At 39.5% G+C, this 12,505-nt stretch carries 15 protein-coding genes and 1 tRNA gene; 1 reads left to right on the forward strand and 15 read right to left on the reverse strand.

What is annotated here, in order from left to right; genetic code table 11:
* Positions 1-23: 23 nt before the first annotated feature.
* Positions 24-665 (reverse strand): 16S rRNA (guanine(527)-N(7))-methyltransferase RsmG, encoded by a 642-nt coding sequence (rsmG, locus tag BUA11_RS01195; RefSeq protein ID WP_072757451.1) that lies wholly within the window; start codon positions 663-665, stop codon positions 24-26.
* Entirely contained in the window at positions 619-1,362 is a 744-nt protein-coding gene (locus tag BUA11_RS01200; protein ID WP_072757453.1) for a WecB/TagA/CpsF family glycosyltransferase, read from the reverse strand. Before BUA11_RS01200 ends, rsmG begins: the two co-directional genes overlap by 47 nt.
* A 239-nt stretch (positions 1,363-1,601) precedes the next feature.
* Between BUA11_RS01200 and BUA11_RS01205 the strand changes: the two genes are divergently transcribed.
* Complete coding sequence (locus BUA11_RS01205) at positions 1,602-2,819, forward strand: RNA-guided endonuclease InsQ/TnpB family protein (protein WP_072757455.1); 1,218 nt, start codon at positions 1,602-1,604, stop codon at positions 2,817-2,819.
* A gap of 58 nt (positions 2,820-2,877) precedes the next feature.
* Here BUA11_RS01205 and BUA11_RS01210 read toward each other — a convergent pair.
* The 13 genes from BUA11_RS01210 to BUA11_RS01270 form a co-directional block, all read right to left on the reverse strand.
* Positions 2,878-2,962, reverse strand: a tRNA-Leu gene (locus BUA11_RS01210).
* A 109-nt stretch (positions 2,963-3,071) separates the two neighbouring features.
* A complete protein-coding gene (locus tag BUA11_RS01215; protein WP_072757457.1) occupies positions 3,072-3,581 on the reverse strand; it encodes a hypothetical protein in 510 nt (169 codons plus the stop codon).
* A 35-nt stretch (positions 3,582-3,616) separates the two neighbouring features.
* A complete protein-coding gene (locus BUA11_RS01220; protein ID WP_072757459.1) occupies positions 3,617-4,261 on the reverse strand; it encodes a hypothetical protein in 645 nt (214 codons plus the stop codon).
* 57 nt (positions 4,262-4,318) lie between these two features.
* A complete protein-coding gene (locus BUA11_RS01225; RefSeq protein ID WP_072757461.1) occupies positions 4,319-5,494 on the reverse strand; it encodes an LCP family protein in 1,176 nt (391 codons plus the stop codon).
* A gap of 1 nt (position 5,495) precedes the next feature.
* Complete coding sequence (gene hpt / locus BUA11_RS01230; RefSeq protein WP_178137731.1) at positions 5,496-6,017, reverse strand: hypoxanthine phosphoribosyltransferase; 522 nt, start codon at positions 6,015-6,017, stop codon at positions 5,496-5,498.
* A 45-nt stretch (positions 6,018-6,062) separates the two neighbouring features.
* Positions 6,063-7,127 (reverse strand): tRNA 2-thiouridine(34) synthase MnmA, encoded by a 1,065-nt coding sequence (gene mnmA, locus BUA11_RS01235; protein ID WP_245789421.1) that lies wholly within the window; start codon positions 7,125-7,127, stop codon positions 6,063-6,065.
* Positions 7,124-7,552, reverse strand: coding sequence for an RrF2 family transcriptional regulator (locus BUA11_RS01240; protein ID WP_072757463.1), 429 nt, complete (start codon positions 7,550-7,552; stop codon positions 7,124-7,126). Before BUA11_RS01240 ends, mnmA begins: the two co-directional genes overlap by 4 nt.
* A gap of 25 nt (positions 7,553-7,577) precedes the next feature.
* Entirely contained in the window at positions 7,578-9,011 is a 1,434-nt protein-coding gene (locus BUA11_RS10525) for a 3D domain-containing protein (protein WP_072757466.1), read from the reverse strand.
* A complete protein-coding gene (locus BUA11_RS01250) occupies positions 8,990-9,661 on the reverse strand; it encodes a DUF2225 domain-containing protein (RefSeq protein ID WP_072757468.1) in 672 nt (223 codons plus the stop codon). Before BUA11_RS01250 ends, BUA11_RS10525 begins: the two co-directional genes overlap by 22 nt.
* Positions 9,627-10,556: a signal recognition particle-docking protein FtsY gene (gene ftsY, locus BUA11_RS01255; protein ID WP_072757470.1), complete on the reverse strand. Its 930-nt coding sequence runs from the start codon at positions 10,554-10,556 to the stop codon at positions 9,627-9,629. Before ftsY ends, BUA11_RS01250 begins: the two co-directional genes overlap by 35 nt.
* A 29-nt stretch (positions 10,557-10,585) precedes the next feature.
* Entirely contained in the window at positions 10,586-11,416 is an 831-nt protein-coding gene (locus BUA11_RS01260; protein ID WP_178137732.1) for a class I SAM-dependent methyltransferase, read from the reverse strand.
* Positions 11,391-11,711 (reverse strand): hypothetical protein, encoded by a 321-nt coding sequence (locus tag BUA11_RS01265; protein WP_072757472.1) that lies wholly within the window; start codon positions 11,709-11,711, stop codon positions 11,391-11,393. The genes BUA11_RS01260 and BUA11_RS01265 overlap by 26 nt, the downstream gene beginning before the upstream one ends.
* 36 nt (positions 11,712-11,747) lie before the next feature.
* On the reverse strand, positions 11,748-12,491 hold the full coding sequence (locus tag BUA11_RS01270; RefSeq protein WP_072757474.1) for a hypothetical protein: 744 nt from the start codon (positions 12,489-12,491) through the stop codon (positions 11,748-11,750).
* Positions 12,492-12,505: the final 14 nt, after the last annotated feature.

The following is a 12,505-nucleotide window of genomic DNA, read 5'->3' on the forward strand; positions in this document are numbered from 1 at the left end:
CTTCGATAATTTGTCGATTTTTATTATCTTATCGGTCTTTTTTCTGGAATTCCAACCTTCCTTGGGTATTTCTCCGGAGTCTTATCAAATTTTTCAAACACAATTAGGAATCTGTCCTTACCTTTTATAGTATATTTTCTCACTTCCGAGAGCTTGACGCCAAGTTCCTTCATTGCGTTCACAGATTGACCGAGTTCTTCCGTATACCCTGGACCTTTGTACAGCAATATCTTTCCACCGACTTTTACATACGGAGCTGTTAATTCAAGTACCGTTGCTATTTTCGAGACAGCCCTCGAAACCGCGCTGTCAAAATATTCTCTGTACGGTCCTTTGTCCTTTAGTTCCTCAGCTCTTATGCACAAGAACTCCAAGTTCTCTATCTTTAGTTCTTCACATTTATTCTTTACGTATTCTATTTTCTTGCAGACACTATCTATCAAAAAGCCGGATGCTCCGAATTCTATGGCCAAAAATACACCGGGCACCCCACCACCAGTGCCAACGTCTATGAACTTCTGTCCCAAGTCCTCCGCCTTCATGGGAAGTGTTGAATCTATGTAGAGAAAATGATAAGCCTCTTCAAAATTATCGTACCCAACAAGATTTATTGGCGAACTAATCAATGTTTCTATGTACCGTTTTACAAGCTCCTGCTTTTCCATCGAGGACCACCTTAAAGTAGAATTTCATAACGTCAACGGGAACCCTTGAACGAGAAATAGGCTCTGTGAGCCATCTATAAAACCATTCAAGTCTCATCTTCTGAAAAAAGACTGGTGCACGTTTTTTAACACCAGCAATGACATCAAAGCTTCCGCCAACACCCATTGCCAACTTAAAGGGTAGATGCATGTGCTGTGCAATCCACAATTCTTGCCTCGGTGCCCCCATACCGACGAAGAGCAAGTCTGGCTTCAACTTTTGTATTTCTTTGGCTGGTGTTTGGTCTTCAAAATATCCGTGGTGATATCCTACGATCTTAACTCCGCGCTTTTTTAATATGTCAGCAGCTTTTTTCACAACGTCAGGCTTTGCACCCAGAAGATAAACGGTCCAGTTCCTCTTAACAGCCTCATCGCAAAGGTAATCCATTGTATCTATTCCAGGAATCCTATCACTTTTTATATTGCAGTGTTTCTTAATAGCCCAAACTATTCCAGCACCGTCTGGTAAATGGAAGTCCGCTTTTCTTAAGGCTTTCATGTAATCTGGAATCTGCTCGGCTCTCAAGAATATCTGGCTGTTCAGTGTGACTATGAAGAGCTTTTTACCATTCTCAATTTGTTCAATAAGGTAGTTCCTGACTTCATCAGCTTTTCCACAAAGTATGGGATAGTTGTAGAACTTAATCTCTGTCAAGTTTTCACCACCGCTTATCTATGAAATACTGTAATTTCACAGTTTTTTTAGCCTTTAATACCAGTCTAAGTTATTTTACCATAAATTGTGAATGATTAAAAGAAAAAATAAAAAAGGAGATCAGTTTGTACTGACAGAAAATGAAGCCCCGCAAGCCAATCTCCTTTAGAGGATTGGTAAGGGGCTTAATTAATGAGCAATACCTTTGGTATAATTCTTGTAGAAGGTGAGAACAAGGAATGTCGGAATGCCATGTTAGAACATACAAGTTGGCTGTTCCGTCTGAGCTAAATGCCATCTGTGAAAGACTAAACAAAGAAGCAGCAAGAATATACAACAAAACCATGTCGTTAATCAGAAAAGTTAAAAATAAAAAAGGCTTTTGGCTTTCAGAAGGCACTGTTCAAAAGTATATCCTTAGATGGTACGAAGGCATCGATATGCATACTCACTCAAAGCAAGCTATAATGCAAAGGTATTTCCAAGCTTTGAGGAGCTATTTTGCAAACATCAAATCAAATCCAAATGCTAAACCACCTTACAAACGAAGAAGATACGTTCCATTCGTTTGGAAGTCGACAGCAATCAAGCTATTAGAAGATGGAACACTCAGACTGTCTATGGGCGGGAAAGCTGAGCCATTGGAGATTAAAACAAACCTGTTGCCAAGCACAATTATCAAACAAGCAACGCTTGTGTACGATTCTTGTAGGTATTATCTCCACCTTGCGATAGAGGTGGAGAAGCAAGAGCAGGCAGGCTCGAAGGTAATGGCTGTAGACCTTGGAGTACTCCGTCCCATCACAACTTTCGATGGTGAGCAAGTTGTTATCTACAGCGGTGGTGCACTTAACAGTGTTCTGAGATATCGCAACAAAGAATATGCCAAATTTCAGCAGATGCTCAGTAAATGCAAAGAAGGTTCGAAACGATACAAGAAACTCAACAGAGCTAAAAGGAATATGCTCAGAAAGACAAGCAACCAAATAAAAGACATCATGCACAAAATCACGAGCCATTTCATAGGGATGTGTCTTAAGAAAAACGTTGGAACTATCGTACTTGGCGAATTAACAAATATACGTGAGAATGTAGAAGGAAACGACAATGCGAGGCAAAAGATTCACCAGTGGCAGTTTAGGAAACTAACGCAGATGATTGAGCATAAAGCTGAGTTATTTGGCATCTCAGTTATCAAAATCTCAGAAGCATACACAAGCAAGACATGTCCAGTTTGCGGAACACAGAATAAGCCAAATGGAAGAAACTACAGATGTCAATCTTGTGGCTTTGAATACCATCGGGACGGAGTAGGAGCGATAAATATCTACAAAAGGTATCTGGGAGACATCCCAGTAGTTGAGAGATTGGCCTCCTCCGTGGGTGTAAGATACAATCCACACCTACGTGGCCATGAGTTTAACACGAGCCCATGGAGGGTAGCCATGAGCTACTAAGAATCCCATCCCCTTCAGGGGATTGGGAGTGGGTCAACTCCTGCGCTTGTTCCTCAACTGGTGCCGAGGGCGGGATTTGAACCCGCACGGGAAACCCCACATGATCCTGAGTCATGCGCGTCTGCCAATTCCGCCACCTCGGCATAACCATCGGCATAATCAAAATCTGATTTTTGCACAAGTATTATATCACGAATATCGTTATTTTCAAGTCTTGAATGTATTAACAGCTATAACGTTGTTGATAGCTCTCTAAGGTTCGAGAAGCCCGACAATTATTTTAAAATTCCCTCCATAGTACTGACCTTCTAAGTAAAGTTTGTCTCTCATTTTCATGCCTGGTGGGTCTGGAACATAGAACCTCAACACTGCAAATATACCTTTTGAAATGTCTTGAAATTGAGTAAAATCCGTTAAATAACCAATCTGAGCGAAGATTTGTTTTGTAGTAAAGCCAATAACCGGACCGTAGATGACTGAAAAGTCATTAGCGGAAATGTTGTAAGTTCCAAAGATGAATGGACCTACTTTAAACCCGACTTCTGTGCTGAAGTAAACACCGCCTATGATATTCCATGAGTTATTTATTAGGTAGTCAGCATTTAGCGAAAATGTCTCGTCTTCAATTCCGATCCGAAGTGTCCAGCTGTTTGCCGTTCCGTACACAAAACCTGCACCAAAATTGAAGTATCCAAAACTTAGCGAAGATAGAAGTATTGCGATAAGTAGTGATATAATCTTGAAGTTTCTTACAGCTTTCAATGTTCATCCCCCCGTCAACATCAATTATGCTCCACTTAATTGCTCACGTCGAATTTTGGAAATTCCATAGTTATCTTTTCATCGCTTTTGTCGTTGACTATTTCTATCTTTTTCGGTAGAGATCTTTCTATGTAAAGTTTCACGGTTATGGGCTGGACTCCGAACCTCGCAAGGACTGCAGCGTTCTTCGGCTTGAATTCAATATGTCCTTCCTTTTGCATTGTTTCGAACAGAGGTGATGACAAGAAATCGGTAATTGATGTTAAGAGATCCCCAACTTGCTGTGAACTGAGCGATGCATCTCTCAGCTCTTCAGTCGAAGAGAATTTCTTGTATGAGTACGTGACCTTTTTCGATATGATGTCATAGTTAATTACTATGTCTTCAAATACTTTTGGGCTTTTGATATAAAATGTGAAAATCTCAAGATTTTTCACCTTCAAATCGAAGGTGATTTCAATTTTCTTCCTTTGTTGTCCGTCCTGCACATCAAATGTCAGAATAGTTGAAATGAAGTAGTTTCTGCTACCGGATATTTTCTCTATAAAATCGTAAACACTTATGGATAAATCATTCACAGAACTTTTGGAATTCGTTTGTGCAAAAGCAAACTCAACCATTACGAGAAAAGTTATTGAGATGATAAGAATAGTCACTGTCCTGATGAATTTGATACACATCGCCTAATTAACACCGCCTTATTAATCTACTTTCAGTATGCTTCTTGCACTGGCTTTTCATTTGAGTATTATCAAGAAATCGATTGGAAAGACTATTTTCTTCCCTTGTTTTGTGAGTTCTCCAATTATGGTTATGTATTTACTTACGTATTCGATATTGTTTTCCACGTAGACTACATTGAATTTTTTGTCAGGGAAGACCTGAGAAAGCATTTGGTCAATGTATTCGTCAAGGGATTCTTTTTTTGTTAGCACGAAAACCGTATCTTTTCTAATGTCAACGTCTACGCCTTCGTAGAAAATGTTATTCGGTTGGTATCCTTTTGACTTGAACAGTTCTTCTATCCTCTTGCTTTCACTTGCCGTTCTTTGGGAAGAATTGTTTATCACATAGAAACGGTATTTTTCCTCTAATTTTTTATCACCTGACGAAAAACTTGCTATGTAGTCTTTGTGCTTTGATTCATCGATGTACAAGTTGCCGTCATCACCTATGAAATACGGAAATGGCACGGTGTCTATCTTGAAGTTCGTTTTTACCTTGGAGAATATATAGACGACCTCGCCTATGTCCATGTTAAACTCAGTTCTTTTTCTGATTTCCCTGTAAAGCTCAGTTAACGAGAAAACATTTTTATTCAATGCTTTCTGAGCCAATTTTTCTATGATCACTCTTTGTTTATCTAACCTTCCGATGTCACCTTCCGCCGTTTTTCTAAATCTGAGATAGGCAAGAAGCTCTTTCCCTTTCATTTTGTAGTACCCGGGTGAAAAGTTTATTTCCAATCCTTGTGCGGCATCTTTGTAATACATCGGTCTGTCGACAAAAACCTCGATAGGTCCGAGCTCGTCACCCAGAAATTTGAATATTTCGTAATCTACGATGAAGTGTCTTTTAATTTCTAAACCTGTCAATTTCTCAATTCTTTCAGTAAACTTCTCAATTCCTTCAGATTGATAATAAGCGTTTATTTTCTTACCATCTACGATAAGGTCTCGCGGTATGCTGGACATAAGCATTTTTTTATTCTCGAGATCTATGCTTGCAACAAGTATGACATCGGTCCTTCTTGTTCTCCCAATGTCTTTGTCAAGCCCGAGAACAAGTATATTCACCGGATCTTCCGTTTGGATAAAGAAAATGCGTATGAAGACCTCTATCCAAATCGCCGATACAAAGAGAGCGGCGGCAATACCTGTGAAGATAATAAAGACATAAAGCACGTTCTTCATTTTACTTGATTTCCCCTTTTACCCACCCTATGTAAGGAAGATTTCTGTATTTTTCGTTGTAGTCGAGTCCATAACCGATAACAAATTTATCCTCAATCTCGAATCCAACAAATTCGGGTTTAACCTGCGGATTTCTTCCAAGCTTCTTTAGCAATGTTACTACTTTCAAATCGGCTGGTCTGTATCTTCTCAGGTAATCCAATATGTAAGAGAGTGTAAGTCCAGTGTCGAGGATATCTTCCACAACTATGACGTGCCTTCCTTCTATCGGCTCGTCTATCCAACTCTTCACCCTTATTCTACCCGTTGAAGAAACACCTGAATAGCTCGAAACTTGGATAAAAGAATATTCTACATTCAAGTCTATATTCTGAACAAGCTCACTGAAGAAGTGGATTGAGCCCTTAAGCACACACACTGCATGGAGTGTGTCGGTCTTATCTTTGTAGTAGTCCGTAATTTCTTTACCGAGTTGTTTGATCCGTTCGTTAAGTTGCTCTTTTGATATCATAACTTCTATCAAATAAATCCCCTCCTAAGGATTGATTGATTTCTTTCTCTTCTTTCCCTATTTTTCAATTACCCCAGCGCAGATAACTCTTGGACTATCGTAAAAAACCGCAATCTGACCAGGAGTTACAGCAAAGGCGGGTTCTTCAAATTGGACGTAAAGTTTATCATTTTCTACAGTCACAGTACATTTTATCTCATTAAATTTCTTTCTTATCTTCACCGTTGCCTCGAACTTTTCTGGCAGTTCTTCGTAGGCATTAACGTTTGAAACAACCATATCCTTTTCATAAACCTCATCTAACGGTGTGGCAAGAATAAAGTTTCCTTCCACGTTCTTTGATTTTATGTACAACCTACCCCCTGTGGCAATTCCAAATTTTCTTTGACCAATCGTGTAAAATGGCAGTCCTTCATGCTTTCCAATTATTTTACCATCCGTTGTAATTATATTTCCCGGCTGAACTCTTATACCATTGTCTTCAAAAAAGCCCTTCAAGTCGTTGTCTGGCAGGAAACACAAGTCCTGAGAGTCTATTTTCTGCGCAACATGGATGCCTTGTTCTTGCGCTATTCTTCTTATCTCATCTTTTGAGTAATTGCCATTTGGGAGCAAAATTCTTGAAAGTTTTTCTTTTCTTATAGACGCAAGGAAGTAAGACTGGTCCTTGCTTTCATCAACCGCTTTGTAAAGCTTCCCGTCGATTATCCTTGCATAGTGACCTGAGGCAACGTAGTCCATTCCGTCCGATAATGCAACATCCATCACAGCACCGAATTTTATGTAGTCGTTACAAAAAAAACATGGGTTTGGTGTCTTTCCGGCGAGATTTTCGTTGATGAAATAGTCTATGATCTTCTCTCTGAAAGTGTCCTCTATGTGAACTATCTTAAATGGCACGTTGAATTTTTTCGCAATTAACTGTGCATCGTAAGTATCGGATGGACTGCAGCAGACTTTGTGCTTAATTTGTTTAGTCAAATAGAGTTGATCGCTAACTGTTTTCATGTGGTATGCCGTAACATCAAAGCCTTCTTTTAAAAGCAAGTAGAGTGCTACAGCGCTATCTACACCACCGCTGAGAAGTATACCGACTTTTTTTCCATTGTTTATATTGTTCAAACAAGATTGCACCTCGCTTTGTAATCTTCTATTAGGTTTTTCAACTTAATGCTTTTGAGAGTCCCTTCCATCTGTTCAAGGACAACTTCCCATATTCTATTCACCGTACAAGCTTCTGGTGTTGTTTCATCTTCGTCTACGTTTACAAAACATTTTATCGCATCAGTAGGGTTGTCGACAGCAGCTACTATGTCGTAAACTGTTATATCATCTATGCTTTTCGAAAGTTCGTATCCACCGCCTCTGCCACGATAAGCACGTAATATCCCGTTCCGAGCTAAGTCTGCTAAAATCTTTTCTGCAAATTCGAGTGGCAATTTCGCTCGGCACTTTTTAACAATTTCGCGTGCGTTAACACGCTTGTTTTCAAGGCTTATCAATATCATTATCTTTATAGCGTACTCACTCTTCATTGTGATTGCCATATTCAACCTCCGTGATCACACTTTCTTATCTGTTCGTGACAGGATTAATTACATATACAGGATGTGGGGTTATTCCCTGACTCAACGCAAGTCTAACATCGCTTACGTACACGTCTATCCTATTACCCTTGATCGCACTTCCAGTATCTTCGGCTATAAATACCGTATTTGCAAGTGTCGGTATGTAAACAAGTGAACCGAGCGGTATGACAGCTGGGTCAACTGCTATCGACAAGAATTGCTGAGGTACTCGTCCGTTCCTCGCTATCCTGAACGTTGGGTGCATCGGAACTTTCCCGTCATCCCACTCAGAATAGAATGTGACGGTGAAGACACCTTTATACTCCGTGAATAGCCTTAACGGGTCTCTAGGCTCGCCTTCTATGTATAATTCAAAATGAAATACATCCAGACACTGCCCCAATGGTTTATCGTTTGATATAAATGTTCCTGTCTTGAGCGACGTGTTCACTCCACTGTACACAGCCATAATCATGTTGCCGTGGTCAACTGTCACAGTATTATTCTCAACTTTGAGAACTTTTCCAGGTAATATCGGGTATATATCCTTGCCACGTGCGTAAATGTCCATGCCTATTTGCCTTATTCCGTTCTTATCTTGTCCATGGTACGAGAGAATATCGGCTGGATTAATTTTCACAGGCACTTTCACGTACGATTTCGGATCATTTACGGGAATCTTTACCACCTGTCCAACAGCTAATTTCGATGGGTCGGCAATATTATTTAATTCTACAAGAGAACTCAAATTGACCTTGTAGGCTGATGCAATTGAACTAAGTGTATCACCAGACTTCACAATGTAGTAAATGTAGCCGGTATCAAGTTTTAAAAGTGATACGGGATCTAAGTTTTGAATTGTGGCTTTTATTTCGCTGATTTGCTGCTGGAGCTGTTTCAAAAATTCTACGTCGCTTTGATTGATCTGCGTTGGGATACTCTGCTGTACGTTCCTCAACTGCGAACTGAGAGCATCTAAATCTTTACGAACAACATCGATTTGCTTTAATTGACTCTCCAACGTCGCAACTTTGTTCTGTATCGACGTCTGGGTTTTTGAAATTTTGTCTAAATCGCTCTTTATCGATGTTAGGTTCTTTTCCAAGTCGGATACTTTCGTGCTTGTTTTTGTTAGTTCTTGGTCGTACGATTTTACCGAATTGCTAATGGAAGTCACAGTTTGCTCGAGTTTTGCAACTTTTGAATCCACATTTTTGATTTCTTGCTTAATCTCTTGCTGATCGCTGGGTTGAGGTTGTGGTTTTGTGCTTGAACGCTCGAGTTTATCGACCTTCTCCTGTATATCATCGATCCTCATCGAAAGCTCAAGATAATTCCCGATTGGAAGACAAGAGTTAAGCATCAATAAAATAGCAATTACAATAAGAAAAGAGATTTTAGTAAACAAAGAGTTTCCTATCCTTTTATTTCTTGCCATCTATCTCTCCCTGCCTTGACATAGAAAGAATTCGAGTTTTTGTATTTAGTAACCAACATTGAAAACCATTTTCGAGCTTCCTCCATCTTTCCGAACCTCGCTGAAAGCTCTCCAAGATAAAAGAGTATCATGGGTTCTTTCTCTGTATCTATGTACGAGTGCATGAAGCATTCTTCGAAACTCGCCAATGCTTTTGCAAGAGCTTTTAGTTCGTTTTCGGAATCGGAAAGTTCTCTGTAGAGCCAGCCTATTCTCAAATACAGTTCTGCAACTCTGCAGATCTGCTTCTTGGCTTTGTAAAAAAGCGTGCCGAGCGCACATGAAAGTATCGCGGTTCTGTGATCACGTTCTTTTGAAAATTGTACATCCTTTGGAACTTTCAATTCGTTTTGTATCTTCCTGATCTCTTCCATGTAAATTGGCGAGATGTTGTTTTCAAAGTCCGATTCAAGTGCAGAATAATGACAATTTTCGCAAGTTACTACTGAGTACAGCATTGGATTAATTCCTTCGTAATTCGGCTTCATATCAGGATCATAATTTTTTACCCTGACTCTGTCAGTTATTACTTTTTTGGTTGTCACGATACTTCCACAAGCTGGGCAGGTGTACTTCTTATCCCACAGCTGAGGTACCTGTGTCTGATCCATCGCTTTCATCTCCTGACATGAGAGCTTCGACAAAGTCTCTGGGGTCAAAAGGTTTCAAATCTTCAATACCTTCTCCTACGCCAATAAACTTTATCGGTATACCGAGTTCTTTAGCTATCGCAATAGCTATACCACCCTTTGCTGTTCCATCGAGTTTTGTAAGAACTATGCCTGTCACGTTTACAACCTCTTTGAAAATCTTTGCTTGCTGAAGTCCATTTTGTCCGGTTACCGCATCCATCACCAATAGAACTTCGTGTGGAGCATCTGGCACCAATTTTTGAACAACTCTGTTGACCTTTTGGAGTTCGTCCATAAGATGCTTCTTATTATGCAATCTTCCAGCCGTGTCTAAGATCACAACATCTTTTCCTTTACTAATTGCGTGATTCACAGCATCGTACGCGACAGCACCTGCGTCTGCACCTTCCATGTGTGCAATGAAAGTCGCACCACTTCTATCTGCCCAAACTTTGAGTTGATCAATAGCCGCTGCTCTGAATGTATCACAAGCCCCGACTACCACTTGCTTACCTTCGCTTTTGAATATATGCGCCAACTTACCACATGTCGTCGTCTTACCCGAACCGTTCACTCCAACCATACTTATGACGAAAGGTTTAGTCTGCGGTATGTTAAGGTTATTGTCCTTTGAAAGTATCTCAACGAGTATTTCTTTAAGTGCTCTGAATGCATCCTCAGGCTTCATTTCTTCAAGTCTTTCCAGTATATACTCCGTCGCCTCAACACCTACATCTGCTAATATCAATAACTCTTCTATTTCCTCGCGAGTTTCCTTGTCAAACTTTTTGATCTTCAAAATCTGTCCTATTTTATTAAAAAACGTATCTCTACTCTTCTTTAATCCTTCTTTCAGCTTATCAAAAAATCCCATACTTAACCTCCTTAGTTCGTTCTTTTGAACTAAACTAAATCTATACAAGCAAAGATTAAACCATTCTTCTTGCTCACTATGACTCTGTCAAAATTAATTCCCTCTTTATTTAATCGCTCCAGTAACCCATCCTTTGCAAGCGTTTTTATCACGACTCTTTTCTTAGCTATCCTTATCAATTCGTTCACTGTCGTTCCATCTATTGTATCGTAACTTGCCAAAGGACGTATGGGATTGAGTGCGGAGCTCTCAAAAACGGGATTTTCGAACATAGGATCGCAATAGACTATATCGTAACTTCTATCAGGTTGCTTTTTTACAAACTCTTTCATGTCTTCATTAAATAAGACAATCCTTTTCAACGCTCTGTTGATCCACTCTTCTTTTGATTTGTAATTTGCAATTCCGTAAGAAACGACACGGTATATATGTTCAGATACTTCCGTACCGACGACCTGACTCACGAAATTGGCTATAAACACAGCATCCATTCCGAGCCCGAATGTACCGTCGTAGACTATATCTGTACTCTCTGGTCTTAAGGCTTCGAGGAGAAAATCTCGTCCTTCCCTTTTATAATTTTCCATCCTTATTTTCGAAATCCCTGGATGAAAGAACAACTTTTGGCCATCTATAACAACACTCAGGTTCTTATTGCTGTCTACTACGTAATACATCTTTAGCGTACCATCTTTCAGTCTCTCGGATATATGACGTCTGTTGTAATACGGAACATTAAACTTTGCGGACAACTCTTTAGCAAGCTCAACAGTTTCCTTAGAGGCGTTGTGTGAAGTCGTGATTACAATACTAACGCCGTTTTCCATTACGTGATTAATTCCCTTGTGTGCTTGTTCCATCTGTTGTGTCTGTTACCTCCTTGTTCTCTTCACGGTTTCCGTTTTGGTTTTCATTCCTCTCGTTTTCCATATTATTTTCAACAATTCTTTGGAGTTTCTCTATCATTTTTTCGAGTTCCTTGTACTGCCTTCTTTCCTGTTCATACGCATTTTTCAGTGTTTCGTATTCTTTCGACAGTGCTTTGTATCGCAAATAGCTCGTCATAAAATACGACAAGAAAACAACAACAAGCACTATATACGAAATTACAAGAATGTTAATCTCTTTCTTTTTCGGTTTTTCTCTGATTTTCATACGAGGCACCCCGTCGAAAAAAGAAAAAATCTTTACTTACTGTCCCGATAAATCTACTATTTCTCCATCCTTATCAGTATTCTGCGGGACTGGTATCGTTTTTTGATTACCAGAACTTTCAAAAGTGTAGGTTTTCCCTTTCTCTCCAATAAAAACACACTGGTATTTTCCATCGATATTCTCTGATATAAGCCTGTAACCCTTTTCATTGTCAAAAACGTCTACATAATCGCGCTTTGAAGTTATAACAGTAAATTTGTATCCTTTGGAATAAGGGACAACAGTTAGCATCCCCTCATCAGAATCTGTTGAGAAATCAAAGATCATGTAAAATTTTCCTTCAGATAGTGGGAAACTTTTTTCAAACTCGAAAGATACACTAGATGAAGCAGCCGTAAAAGTCGTATCGGTGCTATAAGTTATTGTGAGGCTACTTGAGATTCCTATACTTCCAGTAGGTTGAGTAATAATATTAATATTATCCTCTATAGGTTTGTTGAACAAGTCGTTAAGATCTTTTCTTGGTACTTCTCGTTTTAGAGCTGATCCAACAAAAAATTTTGCCGAAAAAGAACCTTTGTAGCTCACTTCTGCTGCTGTTGATAAATTCAAATCTTCTACCATCTTCTTCGGCATGCCGTTTATATATACCCATACTGTGTAGGTCACATTTCCGCTGCCCGATACTATATTGCTTAGCAAAAAAGCACAACTTGAGAGGAATATAGAAATGATTACTATAACTAACAGCGTAACACTAAACATGATCGATAATCTCAATAAAATCCCCCGCC

This window comes from Fervidobacterium gondwanense DSM 13020, from assembly GCF_900143265.1.
Classification (GTDB): Bacteria; Thermotogota; Thermotogae; order Thermotogales; family Fervidobacteriaceae; genus Fervidobacterium; species Fervidobacterium gondwanense.